Source organism: Polymorphobacter sp. (assembly GCF_051860865.1).
Lineage (GTDB): Bacteria > Pseudomonadota > Alphaproteobacteria > Sphingomonadales > Sphingomonadaceae > Sandarakinorhabdus.
The window spans coordinates 1-14835 of record NZ_JBIMKZ010000036.1 but is presented as its reverse complement, the minus strand read 5'-3'; the positions used below and the strand labels follow the sequence as shown (position 1 = coordinate 14835).

Here is a 14835-nt window from a genome sequence, read left to right as displayed (position 1 = left end):
CGACGAGCGTGCGGAACCGGCGCTGATCGTCAACGGCACGATGCTCTATCACCTCGATTACCGGCCGACGTGGATCGAGAACGTCAAGCCAATCTCCGGTTTCAAGCTCGATGCGAGCGGCGCGCGCATGCTGCGACCCGACGGCGATCCGGCGGCGATTGAGAAGATCGGTATCTGGCCGACACGCGCCGAGGCCCTGCCCAGGCGCGGCGACATCATCCAGCAGCAGCTGTTCGACAGGTTCGCCGGGAAGGCCGCAGCCTCTGCGTTGCACGGATTGAAGGACGCGATCACCGAAGGCGGCGCGGCGCGGCGGCGGGTTGGGTTCGATGATCCGAGGATCGGCCAATGGCTGGGCGGAATGGGGCTGGACGACATGAAGACAATCGATGCCTCGAACGTGTTCAAGGAGATTCGCCAGGTCAAGACCCCGGCCGAGATCGAGCTGTTGCGGGGCGCTGCCGAGCGCAACGAAGCAGCGTTGCTGCATGCCATAGCCCTGATCGAGCCGGGGCAGACGCTGCTCGAGATTGAGCGTAATCATGCCTGCAAATGGGCGGAACTGGGCGGTCAGGCACGCTGGTTGATCGCCAATGTGAACGGCGTGAACTCCGGCATTGCTGAGCGGGGCGACTGGATGAAACTCGATTCGGTGGGCACATGGGAGGGCTATCATGGCGACGTCGGACGGACGGTGGTTCTTGGTCCGCCGACCGACGAGCTGGCACGGCGGATCGAGGCCGACACCAAGGTGAGCCGGATCATCTATGATCATATCCGACCGGGCATGCTCTACATCGATATCTGCGCCCTGTTCAGCGACCTGATGAAGGATGAGGGCTTCGACATCGCCTATGCGGGCCCGCATGACGTCGGTCTGGAGCATACAGACCATCCGGTCGAGGTCGGGGTGCCCGACATGCCGGGCAACATTCCCTACAGCGAGCTGCGCTTTTTCGAAAATACGGTCTTCACCCTGGATATGCCGCATAACGAGATCGGCTGGGGGACCACCCATGTCGAGGACATGATGGTCGTGAAGGCAGACGGCTGCCAGCCGCTGTCTTCGATGGATACAGGCTTGAAGATCGTCTGATGCGCTGGCGCCGGGCCGAAGCAATCGAGACGGGTGGCGAACGCCGCGTGTCGGCGTCGCCTCTGACGATGAGGGCATGTGTCGGCTGGGGGCTGGGCTCGGTCGGCATGATGACGCTGCTCAACCTGACGAACACGCTGATCCTGAAGTATGTCGTCGACTTTCTCGGTTTTTCGGCCGCCGTCGCCGGGGGCCTGATCGCGGCGACACGGATCTTCGACGCGCTGATCGATCCGGCCATGGGGATGCTGAGCGACAACACGCGCTCGCGTTGGGGACGCCGCCGGCCCTATCTGCTGGCCGGCGGCCTGCTTTGCGCGCTGATGCCCGTGCTGCTTTTCGTCCTGCCGACGATGGTCGGCGCGGCCGACCGCTGGCCGATGGTCGTGGCCGCCCTGCTGTTCTTCGGTGTGGCGCACACGGTCTTCAACGTTCCCTATATGGCGATGCCGGTGGAGATGACCGACGATCCGCATGAGCGTAGCTTTTTGTTCTCGTTCCGGATTTATGGCACCGCCATCGGCGGGCTGATCGGGGGCGCGGCGGCTCCCTGGCTGGTCAGCCGGTTCGGTGGTGATATCGCCGCCTTTGCCAGTATGGCCTGGTTCATGAGTGGCGTCATCCTTGTCTGCTGTCTTGCCGCCTTTCTGTTGACGTATGAAACTGGGCGCTTTGCAGTGGTGCATGCCGGTCGGCGTCCCGGCCTGTCGGCGCTGGCGACGCTGACAAAGAACCGACCGTTCCTGCTGCTGCTGCTCGCCAAGGTCCTGATCGTCGCGGGCACCGGCGTCGGCGCCGCTGCCATGGCGTTCTTTATTACCCGCATTCTCGATGAGGACCTGTCATGGCTCGGCTTTTTCATCGGGCTGACCACAGCGGGCATGATGCTGTCGCAGACAGTCTGGCTGTTCATCTCCCGCCGGCGGGGCAAGCGGCGCTGCTTTCTGATCGCCGCTGCGGGCTATAGCGCGGTGGCGCTGAGCTGGCTGCTTGCCGGACCCGAAGAGGCAAGGCTCACGCTCGGTCTGCGCTCGGTCCTGCTCGGGGTGTTCGGAGGCGGCATATTGCTTACCAGCCAGGCCATGCTTCCGGATGTGATGGCCCATGAGGTGATGCTGACAGGCATTCGCCATGAAGGCGCAATGACCGGAGTCTACACGACCGTCGAGCGTGGCGCCTCGGCGCTCGGGGTGGCGCTGGCCGGAATCATCCTCGGCATGGGGAATTATGTCGGCGGCACCGGGCCACTGCCGCCCGGCGCCAGCACCGCGATCTATGCATGCGTGGCAATCGTTCCGGCGCTGGCCATCGCGGCAAGCAGCATCGCCTTTTATTTTTACGATCTGGAGGATTGAAGACGTGATCGTACAGCTCTTCAACGTGCGACGGGCCGCTGCGGCGCTCCTCCTGGCCCTGCTTTCGATCGCCGTGCGGGCGCATGCTGCGGATACCGCCGCGCTGCGATACACGATGGTCGATGGCGCCGGCGGCGTGCCCCTGCTGGTCGCCGAGGCGGGCAAGACCGATGGTCCGACGATCCTGTTCATCCACGGCATGTCCCAGAGTCATCTGTCATGGCTGCCACAACTGCGTTCAGGGCTCGCGGACAAGTTCCGGCTGGTGGCGTTCGACATGCGCGGCCATGGCGGCTCCGGAAAGCCTTGGAAGGTCGAGGACTATCGGGCCGACCGCAAGGTATGGGCGGACGACGTGAAGGCGGTCCTCGATGCCAAGGAGATAAAGGATGTGACCATCGTCGCCTGGTCGTTCGGTGGCTTTGTTGCGGTCGATTACCTGCGCCATCATGGCCTCGCCAAGGTTCGGGCTCTCAATCTGTCCGGAACGCTGGGCGGCCTGATCACGGTGCCGCGCGGCGCGCCGTCCGCCGAGCATGACAGGGTCATGCAAGGGTCGCGGCAGCGGGGGGCGCTCGATCTGCTGGAGAACATCAGGGGCTACACCGCGATGCCGGAGAGTTTCACGGCCGAGCCGCTCGCTGGTCAGTCGCTGGAGATCGCCGTTGCCACCGGGCTGATGAACCCTTCTTATGTTCGCCGCGCGATGACCAGCCTGCCGATGGCCAACGGCGACATGGTAGCGAGACTCGATCTGCCCGTGCTGATCAGCGTGGGTGCCCGCGACAGCGAATGGCCGGTCGCCTCTGCCAAGGCGCTGTCCGAGGTGCTGCCGCAGGGCGAGATGTCGTTTTATCGCGCGGCCGGGCATTTTCCGTCGATGGAGGATCCGGAGCGGTTTAATGCCGAACTCGTGACGCTGGCCTCAGGCACTGATGCCGGACAGGTGACAGCAGAACGCGATGCCCGGCAGGTCACGGCGCTGCGGGCAAGATATGCCGGGCCGCCATCACGGTTCATCGAAATCGACGGCGTGTCGATGCACTATCGCGATGAAGGCAAGGGGCCTGTCGTCATCCTGCTGCCGGGTCACATGGGCAATCTCCATATGTTCGAGGGCTGGATGCCGGCATTGCGGTCGCGCTTCCGCGTTATCCGCCTCGACTGGCCGCCGTACGGGTTGTCCCTGCCCGATCCCACGAATGACTATAGTTCCCCGCGCGCGGCCGAACTGGTTGCCGGCTTCATGGAGAAGATGGGCATCGCGCGCGCCGCGATCGTCGGCACCTCGAACGGTGCGACCGTGGCGGCCCATGTCGCTGCGCAGCGTCCAGATCTCGTCACCCGGCTGGCGCTCAGCACCTTTCCGCTAGGCGTCCCGCCCAAGCGCATCATTTCTCCGGAGCTGATCGAACAGGCGAGGCTGCACCTGGGCAACGCAGAGTACCGGCCCGCGAGCCTGTACAAGGCGATCCTCGAGGACATATTTGCCGATCCCGCCACGGTGACTCCCGAGCTCGTGCGTCAGTTTACCGACATCAACAATCATCCTGGCGCCTATCCGGCCCAGGACATCTATATCCGCAACAACAAGGCCATGTATGCTGCCGGGGGCCTGCCTGACCTGTATGCGAAGATCCGGGCGCCGACGCTGCTGCAATGGGGGGATGGCGGCATCGTCATGCCGGCCGACCTGGCACAGTCCTCCGTCGACATTCTCTCCAGCGCGCCCGTGGTGCTGCTGCGCTATGCCAAGTCGGGCCATATGCCGATGATCGAACAGCCTGCCGAAACCGTCCGGGACCTGATCCGCTTTCTCGACGGCGGCCTCGACGCGCAGGCACGGCCGCCGGTTCGGTGATGCGGCTGATTGGCGCCGTCGCGGGCCTGCTGTTGGCGGCAGGCGCGGCCTCGCCGAACTTGCCGCCGTGCCGGGGCACGCTCTGCGGCTTCGATAGGCCTGAAGACATTTCGCGCATTCCCGGCACCTCCTGGATGGTCGTCAGTCAGCAGCGGCCGACACAGCCACTGGTGCTCGTCGACACTTCGTCGCCGCATGCGCGGCGCGCGGTCGGGATTCCAAGCTTGGGACGAGCGACGATTGGCGAAGCCGCTTGCGCCCGACCTCCCGACGCCGTGCACCCACGCGGCCACGGCGTGGGCAGAATGAACGGGGAGCGGGTGCTGGCATTGATCAACGCCGGCCCGCCGCAGCGCATCGAGCTGTTCCGGATCGAGGTTCGCGGCGCGACACCCGCCGTCGCCTGGTCTGGCTGTATCGATGTGCCGGCCGGGCTGCTGCTGAACGATGTCGCACTGTCCAACAACAGCACGCTCTACGCCACGCACATGTTCACGCCGCCGTCCGACGAAGCTGCGGCGGCGGCATTGACGGCCGATTTCGTGGCGGCACGCCCCACCGGCCATGCGGTGCGCTGGCGCGCAGGCGAAGGCTGGTCGCGCCTGCCGGGCACAGCGCTTTCCTTCGCCAACGGCATTGCCATCAGCAGCGACGACCACACGCTGGCAATCGGCGGCACATTCGACCAGGCTGTGACGCTACTCGATTTGAAGACCGGCGCGCGGCTTCGGGTGCCGGTTTCGCTGCAGCCGGACAATATCTCGCCACGAGCTCCCCAGGATCTCCCGAACAAGTTCCCCGGCGACTTTGTAGTGGCCGGGCATGTCGGGGTTCCGGTCAGCGGCATCGACCCCTGCCGGCCAGCCGCCGCGCTGCCTTGCGGATTTCCCTTTTCGGTGGCTTCGATCGGACGGGATGGGACAGTCGTCGTCCTGTTCCGGCACGACGGTACAATGCTGCCAGGAGCCTCGGTCGCGATGCCGGCAGGCGACCAGCTATTTGTCGGGAGTGCGTTCGGTGACCGATTGGCGAAGGTGAAACCGGGGGCGCAGCCGGTTCAGTAAAGCGGATGGGAACTGCGTAAGGAATTTACTTGGCTAGGCTGTCTCGGCGGCTACGCTAATAGCAAAGGCCACCTCGTCACTGACCCGTTAAGGGTCGGCTTTTGTTGTGGCGGGTGCTGGGCGAGGCGGCAGTTCGCCGATCGGATCGGGGCCGATTCCGTCCAGCGGGGCACCCGAGAGGTAGGTAGCGCGGCCGAGAAGCTGGGCGCCGATCGGCAGGGTGAACAGCAGGAACAGGATGGCGAGGACGCCGGTGAAGGCGCTGGTGGTTTCGGTCGAGAGCATGACGCCGATGACGACGAGCGTGGCGCCGAGGGTGCCGGCCTTGGTGGCGCTGTGCATGCGCTGGAGCGGGTCGCGCAGGCGCAGCAGGCCGACGGCGGCGACCAGCATCAGCAGCACGCCGGTGATGAGGAGGAGGGCTGCGGGGATCATCACTGGCCGCGTGCCTTGTGCTCGAGGAACAGGGCGAAGGCGGCGGTGGCGGCAAAGTTGAGCAGTGCGAGGGCCAGCGCGATGTCGAGGAAGACGCCGCGCGCGGTGGCGACCGCGGTGAGACCGGAGAAGGCGATGCCGAGGGCGGTCAGCATGTCGAAGGCGATGAAGCGGTCGGCGAGGCTGGGGCCACGCACCAGCCGCCAGCCGGCGCAGGCCAGCGCGATGCACAGGATCACCGACAGGATATCGGCGAGAAGCGACATGTCGATCATCGTTCGAGCTCCAGGATGCGGCGTTCATAGAGGCGGCGAAAGCGGGCGATCTCGGCGTCAGGGTCGCGGGCGTCGAGCAGGTGCAGGTAGAGGCGCTTGCGGTCGTCGGAGACGTGCAGACAGGTCGAGCCCGGGGTCAGCGAGGTGAAATAGGCGAGCATTGCCACCGCCCAGGGCCGGGTGACGTTGACCGGCATGACGATGATCGCCGGATGGGTGCGAACGCCGGGGGACAGCACGATTCGCGCTACCCTCCAGGTCGAGGCGAACAGATCCCAGACGAAGCTGGCCAGCAGCAACATCAGCGCGCGGGCCTTGCGCAAGCCGCTCATCCGACGGTTCCCATGCGGGCCAGCGCGCCGGCGGAGAGCTTGGCGATCGTCTGGACGGGCGCCGGGACGAGGCTAATCGCCAGTGTTGCCGCCGACAGGATCGCCATGCCGAGCAGCATCGTTGGCGGCACCGGGCGGGGCTGGCGGCCGGTTGTCACTTTCCAGCAGGTGGCCGACCAGAAGGCGCCGACGGAGATCAGCGTCAGTAGGGCGGCGACGAGCGCGGCGGCGAGCAGCGCCATGGCGCCGGTGTCGATCGCCGCGCGGAACACCAGCAGCTTGCCCCAGAAGCCGGACAGCGGCGGGATGCCGGCCAGCGACAGCATCGGAACGGCGAAGATGAAGCCGAATATCGGATTGGCGCGGGCCATGCCGCCCGTTCTTTCGAGCGTCCATGAGCCGGTAGCGCGGTGGATGGTGCCGGCGCCGAGGAACAGATTGGCCTGCACGATCATCGAATGGATGACATAGAAGACGGCGGCCTCGACGCCCTGCGCGGTGCCGGTGGCGAGACCGGCCATCATGTAGCCGACCTGGGCGACGACATGGTAGCCGAGCAGGCGGCGCATGTCGTGCTGGGCCAGCGCTCCCAGCGCGCAAAGCAGCATCGTCGCCACCGCGATCCAGCCGAGCAGCGGCTTCAGCTGGGCGGCGCCGATGCCGCCCGAGGCTGTCGCGAACACGCCGGCCAGGATCAGCAGCAGCGCATAAAAGCCCATCTTGGTCAGCAGCCCGGCAAAGGCGCCCGAGACCGAGATCGGCGCCGGGGCATAGGCCGAGGGCAGCCAGACATGGAAGGGGACGAGGCCGGACTTCAGCGCGAAGCCGCCGAGCATAAGCGCGGCGGCGACGGCGCTGGCGAGGCTCGGCGGGCTGCCGGACAGGGCGGCGGCGAGGGCGGGGAGGTGCAGCGTGCCGGTGAGGCCGTAGAGCAGCCCGATGCCGGCGAGGATCGCCGTGGCGCCCAGGATGCCGATGCTGGCATAGCGCATCGCTGCGCCGGCCTGGCTTTCCCGCCGGTCGAGGCTGACCAGGCCCAGCGCGGCGAGCAGCGCCAGCTCGAAGAAGACGTAGAGATTGAACAGGTCGCTGGTCAGGAAGGCACCGCAGACGGCGGCGACCATTGCCAGCATCAGCGCGTCATGGCCGGCCCGGCGGCGGCGCGCGCCGATGGTGGCATGGCCATAGACGGCGATGGCGACGGCGATCAGCAGAGTGACGGTGACCAACGCGGCGCCGGGCAGCCGGGCGGCAAAACCCACGCCGATGCCGTGCGGCCAGCCCCCGAACACGGTCGTGGCCAGCGTGGTGCCGTCGACGGCGCGCCCGAGCAGCGCCAGCGAGCCGGCCAGCGCCGCGAGCAGGGCGAGGAGGGTGAAACCCTCGCTGGCGCGCGGATTCGGGCGCAGCAGGATGGCGATGGCGGCCGCCAGCATCAGGCCGACGACCGGCGACATCAGCAGGATAGCGTCAGTCATGGCGGCGTTGGGGCGGCAGCTCGGGGGGCACCTGCCGGGGCGTGCCGTCCAGCATGTCGATGTCGCGGCTGTCGAGCGACCCCGTCGACCGCCAGAGTCGCAGGACGATCGCCGCCAGCACGATGGTCAGCGCGAAGCCGATGACGATGGCCGTCAGGATCAGCGCCTGGATCAGCGGATCGGCGGAGACGCCCAGCGCGCGGGCGTCGGCGGCGATGACCGGCGGCTGGCGGCTGCCGAAGCCGCCGGCGATGAACAGCCCGAGGTTGAGCCCGGTCGACAGCAGCGCCAGCCCGAGCAGGATGCGCAGCACATTGCGGGACAGCACCATATGGAGGGCGCAGGCCATGATGATGGCGGCGCAGGCCGCGTAGAAGACCGTCATCGCCGCGCCTCGCGCTGTAGCCCGAACAGGAACGACAATACGGCGCCGAGCACGACCAGATAGACGCCGATGTCGAACAGCTGGGTGGTGGACAGCTTGGGGAGCAGGCCGCCGGGCTCCCACCACAGGTGGCTGAGGAAGGGCGTGCCGGGTGCGCGCAGCATCGCCGGCAGGCCGGCGATCACGGCCAGCGCCAGCCCGGCCCCGACCAGCGTCAGCGGCTGGAGGCGAAGCATCGTTTCGGCCCGGGTGACGCCTAGCGCCAGCGACAGCACGGCAAAGGCCAGTGCCGCCGCCAGCCCGCCGACAAAGCCGCCGCCCGGCTGGTTGTGGCCGCGCCACAGGATGATCAGCGAGGCTAGCATCAACAGCGCAAACAGCACGCCGCTGGCGGTGGCGAAGCTGAAGTGGACGGTGTCTGGCGGGGTGTCGGCCGGTTGAATGCCGCGACGACGGCCGAGCAGCGACCCGGCGAGGACCGCCGCGACGGCGATGACGGCGATCTCCCCTAGCGTGTCGAAGGCGCGGAAATCGACCAGAATGACGTTGACGACATTATAGCCCTTGCCGGCGGCGAGGCTCATCCGGCCGAACCATTCCGACACCGCCGAGGCGCGGTGACCGGCGCCCATGTCGATCAGCGCGACGAGCATCAGACCGCCGAAGGCCAGCGCGATCATCGCGTCCGTGGCATGTTCGCGCCGGCTCCTGGTATCCGGGCGCAGCAGCGGCAGCACCATCAGCAGCGCGGTGAGCAGCACCACCAGCAGCGCCTCGACGGCGAACTGGGTGAGGGCGAGATCGGGCGCGCCGTTCATCAGGAAAGTGATGGCGACGGCAAAGCCGGTCAGCCCGACGCCGACCATCGCCGCCAGCGCGTTGCGGCTGCGCGCCGCGACCACGGCGCCGGCGACGGCGGTGACGCCGATCATGAGCTCGCCGACGCGGATTTGCTCATCGAGCAGTGGCCAGCGTAGCGGCGCGCCGGCGGCGAGGGCGGACCAAAGGGCCAGGGCGATGAAGCCGGTGAGCGTGGCGGCGATATAGCGGCGCTGGTCGCCGTTCTCGATGGCTGCCGTAATCCGCGTCGCCAGCCGGAACAGCGTGATCAGGCCGCGTTCCCAGAGGCTTTCCAGCGAATAGCGATCGATCCGGGCGCGGCTGCGCAACGTCATGTGGATGCGACGCCAGAAGCGGGTGATCAGCACGCCGATCGTCACCACGACGGCGCTGAGCGCCAGGATCGGTGTCAATCCATGCCATACGGAAAGGTCGACTTCGACGACGCGGCCATAGACGGCGGCAACGGCCGGACGCAGCGCGACACTTGTGATCCACTCCGGATCGAGGCTGATGACCAGGCCGAGCACGGCCAGCAGCAGCGGCGGCGCCACCAGCGATATCGATTCGCCGTGCAGCATCTCGACGGGGTGGGCCGGCCTGAGGAAGAAGGGCCGCAGCGTCACCACGCCGGCGACGCCGACCATCACCGCGTTGACCAGCACGGCGATGGTCAGCGGTACCAGCTCCCAGCTGCTCGCCAGCTGCGCCTCGAACAGGAACTCCTTGGAGATGAAGCCGAGGAAAGGCGGGATGCCGGCCATCGACAGGCTGGCCAGCACGCAGGCCGCGGCAGTGAACGGCATCGTCCGCCACAGGCCGCCGAGCGAGCGGAAGGCGCCCTTGCCGGTGGCGTGGAGGACGGCGCCGGCACAGAAGAACAGCGCCGCCTTGTACAGGGCATGGGCGAGCAGGAAGCCGATCATCGCCACCGAGGCGCGCGGCCCGTCGAGGCCGATCAGCAGCACCAGGATGCCGAGCGAAGCGATGGTCGAATAGGCCAGCGCCGCCTTGAAGCTCTCGGCGCGCAGCGCCTGCACGGCCGCGACGATCATGGTGATGCAGGCGGTGCCGACGAGCACGTTGCGGCCCCAGCTGCTGGCGGCGATCACCGGCTCGAACCGGGCCAGCAGATAGATGCCGAGCTTCACCATGGTCGCGGAATGCAGGAAGGCGGAGGCCGGGGTGGGTGCCTGCATGGCGTTGGGCAGCCAGAAATGGAACGGAAACTGCGCCGATTTCGTGAAGGCGGCGAGCATTATGGCGATCAGGATCGGCAGGCCGAGCGGGCTGGCGACGATCTCGGGCGCGCGGCTGACGGCCTCGGCCATCGAATAGCTGCCGATCACCGAGGCGATCATCAGCACCGCCGCGACCAGCGCCAGACCGCCGCCGGCGGTGACCTGGAGCGCCATCAGCGCGGCGCGGCGGGCGCGGGCGCTGCGATGATCGAAGCCGATCAGCAGGAAGGACAGGATGCTGGTCGCTTCCCAGAACATGATCAGCAGCAGCAGGTTCTCGGCCAGCACGGTGCCTAGCATCGCGGTCATGAACAGCAGGATCAGGGTGAGGAAGCGGGTGCGGTCGCGGCGCGACTTGTTGGTGAGGTAGCCGCCCGAATAGATCGTCACCAGCCCGCCGATGCCGGTGATCAGCAAGCAGAACAGGAAGGAAAAGCCGTCGAGACGCAATGTGAAGTCGATGCCGAGTGTGGGCACCCATGGTCCGCCCTCGCCGCGGACCCAGCCGCGCTCGACGACCGGGGCCAGCGCGACGAAGCCGGCAAGCAGCCCGAACGGCAGCAGGGCAACGATGAAGCCGGCGCCGCGCCCGACGAAACGGGCCACCTGCGGCAGCAGGCAGCTGCCGATCAGCGAGACCAGCAGCAGGATCAGCATGCGGCGCCGTGCCTCCGGCCGTGGATGCTGTGTTGATTGAGTTCGAACTGGGGGGGCACGCAAACTCCTGTTGGCGCTTCGGCGATCTGCGGAACGAACAGGCGCGCCATGGCGATCGTGATCAGGCCACTATCGCCGTCCGAAAGTCTTAAGGGGCATCGACGGACTTGTCAGCCATCATGGCGTGCATGCTTGCCGCGTCGATGATCCTGCGAAGTTATTCGCCTTCCCGATGGGGTGTTTTCGGTCCACGGCACAAGCAAGGCGCCCTGAAACCCGGCGTGGCGCCGGGCGGCCATGTGCTGCAGGCGGTTCACCCCGCAGCACATGGGAATCGCCAGGTCCCTAGCGGCGATTGGTCCCTATAATTGCGTCGATTTCCCCATAACGCCGGGTCAGATATGAGCGCTCATCGGCGCTGTAGCCGCCGTTCGCATAGGCAACATCGAGCCTTGCCAGATCACTCAGTTGCGCCCGCACCTGGGTGGCGTCGTTGCGGCTGATGCTGCCATTCCGCTCGGCTGTGGCCAGTCGTGTGCCCATCTGGGTCCAGCGTGCACTGTTGCGGTCATCGCCGAACCCGCCGCCGGCGCTCCCGCCGAGGCGCGTGTCGATCTGATTGTAGCGGGCCCAGAGATCATTCTGTTCGCGGGCGTCGATGCCGCCGCGCTGATAGCCGGTTTCGACCTGCTGCAAGTTTCTCCAGTCGGTGCGCAATCTGGTGGCTTCGGCCTGGGTCAGGGTGCGGTTGCGCAGACCTGCGGTTACCCGACGCTCGAAATCGGCGGTGCGCGTCGAAAGCGGCTGCCAGCGGCCTTCATTGTACCCCTGGTTGCCGGTCTGGGCCGGGTTCTGGCCGCTGACCCGCTGCGACAACGCCCGATAGCGCGTCCGCAAGTCACCCCGTTGCTGCTGCGAGACACTCCCGTCTGCCGCATATTGCGCTTCGAGCCGGACAATATCGTTGTACTCACGGCGCGCCTGATCGGCCTCGCCACGACTGAGCGCCCCGTCGCGGACGGCCGCGTCGATACGCGTTTCGAGTTGAGCACGCCGCTGCTCGAAGGGCCGGCGACCTTGGTCCCAGTCGGACTCCAGCGTCTGCTCGCTTGCTTGCTCATTGGTGCCGAACACGGCACCCAGCAACTGGCCGAGTATGTCGTTCTGCGGTTGTTGAGTCTGGGCCGAGGCCGCGACCGATATCAACAGGGCGCTGCTGGCGAACGCACGAAATACTATCGTTTTCATGGGAAAAATGCTTTCGAAAAATGTCGGTGCAGGCTGCATCGCCAATGGCAGATAGTCCGGTGCGGACGGAAAGTCGGCACCTTTGTGCACGACATGATGTTGATCTTTGTAGCACATGGTCGGTCGTTTCAAAACAACTTGACGGCGAGGTGGGCAAACCGAAGGGCGAGTCAATGGGCCCGGTTTTCGAGCGGCGTTGACCCCCCGGACAAGGACGACGTGAAGGTCGGCCGTGAAATGCGCCGGCCTGGCGCTCTGAAGCGCATGAAGGCGTTGCGGGAAAACGGCTGCCAAGATAGCCCGATGGGCTACTGACTGTTTCGCCAATGAAGAGCCCTGGCGCCAGAAGCTGAATTCGAGAGTGCAAGTCTTTGATGAACAGACAGAAAAAGCTTGTTGCCATTTCGGGGGTGGCACTGGTTGTGGTCATTGCAGGGGCTGCTGTCATTTTCAGGCCGGCGCCCGCCCCGTTGCCGTGGGACGTGTCGGAACGTGCGCAATCGGTACCGGCCAGGCGGCCCGAACCATCGCGTGTTGACTATCGCCAGCTGTCCGTCCGTATCGATGCGTTGATGAAGGATCCCGACATGGTTGGGCTCGCCGTCGGCACGATCGAGCGTGGGCAGGTTCGCTTTGTTAAAGGCTACGGCGAGACCTTGGCCAATTCGGGCGCCGCCGTGACGCCGGACACGGTGTTTCGATGGGCGTCTCTTTCGAAAGCGGTGGCCGCGGCGCTGGTCGTCAGCCTCGCCGAGGAGGGGAAGCTGTCGCTCGACAGGCCGGTGAGCGCAATGGGGACAACGCTCAGATTGTCTGGGGCCGGGCTGCAGGCCGTCACTGTAGCCGATATTCTCTCGCACCGCGTCGGCCTCGCCCATCATGCCGGCGATGATCGGCTGGAGGCGGGTGAGGACCCGAAGCTGTTGCGCGCGACGCTGGGGTCATTGCCGCCGGCGTGTCCGCCAGCGACCTGCTACGCCTATCAGAACATCGCCTTCGATACGGCGGCCGAGATCGTCGAGGCGGTGTCGGGCGAAGACTATGCGACAGCCGCCTACCGCCACCTGTTCGTGCCGCTGGGCATGAACAGCGCGAGCATCGGTCGGGCGGGATTGATGGGTGCTTCGAGCTGGGCACAGCCGCATCGCAGGAACAGGACCCCCACGACCGTTAACGACAATTATTACCGCGTGCCCGCGGCGAGTGGGGTCAACGCGTCCATCCGCGACCTGGTGCGCTGGATGGGCGCGCAAATGGGCGACGCCCCGGCCATCCTGTCGCCCGAGGCGCTTCTGGCGATGCATCGACCTCTTGTATCCACATCGCGAATGGCTCGGGGTGGGCCGGTGGAACGCGCCTTGTCCAATGCGGCTTATGGGCTGGGGTGGCGCAGCTTCACCTATGCCGGTCACCGTCTCGTCGGCCATCGCGGCTCCGTGGACGGCTACCGGTCGCTCATTCTCTTCGACCCTGCCGATCAGAGCGGCATCGTGCTGTTGTGGAACAGTAACCACGGCAGACCGGTGCGGCTGCAGCTGGAATTTTTCGACATGCTCTATGGCCTGCCGTTCACCAATTGGCTGGAGCTTGTGCCGGAATCAGACCAGCCTGTGGGGACAGCCTTGGCCGACGAAGCGCCAGACTGATCTTTTGAACGACCGTCCACTCGTACGCAGTGTACCGGCGGCACGATGGAATTTTGCTGTCCTACATCGAACAAATGAGGAACATATGCGGTGAAGGGAGTCGCGTATGATTACCATCGATGGTGCATTTTTTACCGGATTGGCGGCGGTTATCAGCAGCCTGGCCGGGCTCGTATGGGCGTTTCGCAGGAAAGAATAGGCATCCCTGCGTCATTTCGAACGCGCAGCACGGGCTACGGCCCGAGATCGCCTGCCTTGTGCTGAACGCGAAGATTGGCGCCAGTGTTGAAGCCGAGTGCCGTCGCGACAGGCGCATTCCAGCCATAGGGATCGGTGCGGATCACCGGCTCCCCATCCGCATCGAAGAGGATCGTCTGATAATAGAGCCGGACCGGTATCTCCCTGTTGAGCGGCACGAAAGTTTCTTTTCCCGTCGCCTGCGCCTTGGTCCATTCGTCGAGTACCCCGGCGTCGCGTGCCAGGATCTCTGCAAATCCCAGCGCATCTTCCACGCGCACGCAGCCATGACTCCGTTGGCGCTGAACCTCGGAGAACATCGCTTTGGCAGGGGTATCGTGCAGATAAATTGAATGGTCATTGTGCATGTCGAATTTGACGAGGCCGAGCGAGTTGCTGGGGCCGGGCTGCTGAACGATCTTGCCGTTTTTCCATTCCATGTTGTTGCGACGCAGATAGCCCGCGCTCTTGCCGGCGAGTTCCTTGCGCTCGATCGAGCGGGGGACCGTCCAGGTCGGATTGGCGACGAGGCGGAAGATGGGCGAGCCGAGTTGCGGCGTATCGGTATCGGGTTCACCGACGACGACCTTGCGCGTATCGACGATCTTGCCGTCGCGCCAGTAGCTCAACCGCGCACTGGCGATATTCACGTCGATCCGGGTTGCCGGGGCTTCACGATCGAGCC

The 14835-nt window shown here is 65.9% G+C and carries 13 protein-coding genes; 5 read left to right on the top strand and 8 right to left on the bottom strand.

Translation table 11 applies throughout. From position 1 onward, the window contains the following. From ACTIFJ_RS08435 to ACTIFJ_RS08420, 4 genes are all read left to right on the top strand, one after another. On the top strand, positions 1-1096 hold a 1096-nt coding region (locus tag ACTIFJ_RS08435), incomplete at its 5' end, for a M24 family metallopeptidase (protein ID WP_439533659.1). Next, on the top strand, positions 1096-2451 hold the full coding sequence (locus tag ACTIFJ_RS08430) for an MFS transporter (RefSeq protein WP_439533658.1): 1356 nt from the start codon (positions 1096-1098) through the stop codon (positions 2449-2451). The genes ACTIFJ_RS08435 and ACTIFJ_RS08430, both read left to right, overlap by 1 nt. Then, positions 2372-4312, top strand: a complete 1941-nt coding sequence (locus tag ACTIFJ_RS08425; protein ID WP_439533657.1) for an alpha/beta fold hydrolase — start codon at positions 2372-2374, stop codon at positions 4310-4312. The genes ACTIFJ_RS08430 and ACTIFJ_RS08425 overlap by 80 nt, the downstream gene beginning before the upstream one ends. Continuing rightward, a complete protein-coding gene (locus tag ACTIFJ_RS08420) occupies positions 4309-5376 on the top strand; it encodes a hypothetical protein (protein WP_439533656.1) in 1068 nt (355 codons plus the stop codon). The genes ACTIFJ_RS08425 and ACTIFJ_RS08420 overlap by 4 nt, the downstream gene beginning before the upstream one ends. A gap of 87 nt (positions 5377-5463) precedes the next feature. On the opposite strand, the gene mnhG is transcribed toward ACTIFJ_RS08420, so the two are convergent. The 7 genes from mnhG to ACTIFJ_RS08385 all read right to left on the bottom strand — a co-directional run bounded on the left by mnhG (position 5464) and on the right by ACTIFJ_RS08385 (position 12384). Then, entirely contained in the window at positions 5464-5811 is a 348-nt protein-coding gene (gene mnhG, locus ACTIFJ_RS08415) for a monovalent cation/H(+) antiporter subunit G (protein ID WP_439533671.1), read from the bottom strand. Further along, a complete protein-coding gene (locus tag ACTIFJ_RS08410; protein ID WP_439533655.1) occupies positions 5811-6086 on the bottom strand; it encodes a monovalent cation/H+ antiporter complex subunit F in 276 nt (91 codons plus the stop codon). The genes mnhG and ACTIFJ_RS08410 overlap by 1 nt, the downstream gene beginning before the upstream one ends. After that, positions 6083-6418, bottom strand: a complete 336-nt coding sequence (locus ACTIFJ_RS08405) for a Na+/H+ antiporter subunit E (protein WP_439533654.1) — start codon at positions 6416-6418, stop codon at positions 6083-6085. The genes ACTIFJ_RS08410 and ACTIFJ_RS08405 overlap by 4 nt, the downstream gene beginning before the upstream one ends. Beyond that, positions 6415-7896, bottom strand: a complete 1482-nt coding sequence (locus ACTIFJ_RS08400; RefSeq protein ID WP_439533653.1) for a proton-conducting transporter transmembrane domain-containing protein — start codon at positions 7894-7896, stop codon at positions 6415-6417. The genes ACTIFJ_RS08405 and ACTIFJ_RS08400 overlap by 4 nt, the downstream gene beginning before the upstream one ends. Continuing rightward, positions 7889-8281 carry a sodium:proton antiporter gene (locus tag ACTIFJ_RS08395; RefSeq protein WP_439533652.1) on the bottom strand — a complete coding sequence of 131 codons (393 nt, stop codon included), beginning with the start codon at positions 8279-8281 and terminating at the stop codon, positions 7889-7891. Before ACTIFJ_RS08395 ends, ACTIFJ_RS08400 begins: the two co-directional genes overlap by 8 nt. After that, positions 8278-11019, bottom strand: coding sequence for a hydrogen gas-evolving membrane-bound hydrogenase subunit E (gene mbhE / locus ACTIFJ_RS08390; RefSeq protein WP_439533651.1), 2742 nt, complete (start codon positions 11017-11019; stop codon positions 8278-8280). Before mbhE ends, ACTIFJ_RS08395 begins: the two co-directional genes overlap by 4 nt. Positions 11020-11364: 345 nt before the next feature. Beyond that, a complete protein-coding gene (locus ACTIFJ_RS08385) occupies positions 11365-12384 on the bottom strand; it encodes a hypothetical protein (protein ID WP_439533650.1) in 1020 nt (339 codons plus the stop codon). Between the two features lie 257 nt (positions 12385-12641). On the opposite strand from ACTIFJ_RS08385, the gene ACTIFJ_RS08380 reads away from it, so the two are divergent. Beyond that, positions 12642-13913, top strand: a complete 1272-nt coding sequence (locus ACTIFJ_RS08380; protein ID WP_439533649.1) for a serine hydrolase domain-containing protein — start codon at positions 12642-12644, stop codon at positions 13911-13913. A gap of 233 nt (positions 13914-14146) precedes the next feature. Here the strand turns inward: ACTIFJ_RS08380 and ACTIFJ_RS08375 are convergent. Further along, a partial coding sequence (locus ACTIFJ_RS08375; protein ID WP_439533648.1) for a L,D-transpeptidase family protein occupies positions 14147-14835 on the bottom strand: 689 nt, incomplete at its 5' end.

Excerpts from the sequence above, each read along its gene's own strand:
- ACTIFJ_RS08430 (WP_439533658.1), top strand. The coding sequence starts at position 1,096 with ATGCGCTGGCGCCGGGCCGAAGCAATCGAGACGGGTGGCGAACGCCGC.
- ACTIFJ_RS08425 (WP_439533657.1), top strand. The coding sequence starts at position 2,372 with ATGCATGCGTGGCAATCGTTCCGGCGCTGGCCATCGCGGCAAGCAGCA.
- mnhG (WP_439533671.1), bottom strand. The coding sequence starts at position 5,811 with ATGATCCCCGCAGCCCTCCTCCTCATCACCGGCGTGCTGCTGATGCTG.
- ACTIFJ_RS08410 (WP_439533655.1), bottom strand. The coding sequence starts at position 6,086 with ATGATCGACATGTCGCTTCTCGCCGATATCCTGTCGGTGATCCTGTGC.
- ACTIFJ_RS08405 (WP_439533654.1), bottom strand. The coding sequence starts at position 6,418 with ATGAGCGGCTTGCGCAAGGCCCGCGCGCTGATGTTGCTGCTGGCCAGC.
- ACTIFJ_RS08400 (WP_439533653.1), bottom strand. The coding sequence starts at position 7,896 with ATGACTGACGCTATCCTGCTGATGTCGCCGGTCGTCGGCCTGATGCTG.
- ACTIFJ_RS08395 (WP_439533652.1), bottom strand. The coding sequence starts at position 8,281 with ATGACGGTCTTCTACGCGGCCTGCGCCGCCATCATCATGGCCTGCGCC.
- mbhE (WP_439533651.1), bottom strand. The coding sequence starts at position 11,019 with ATGCTGATCCTGCTGCTGGTCTCGCTGATCGGCAGCTGCCTGCTGCCG.
- ACTIFJ_RS08385 (WP_439533650.1), bottom strand. The coding sequence starts at position 12,384 with ATGTGCTACAAAGATCAACATCATGTCGTGCACAAAGGTGCCGACTTT.
- ACTIFJ_RS08380 (WP_439533649.1), top strand. The coding sequence starts at position 12,642 with ATGAACAGACAGAAAAAGCTTGTTGCCATTTCGGGGGTGGCACTGGTT.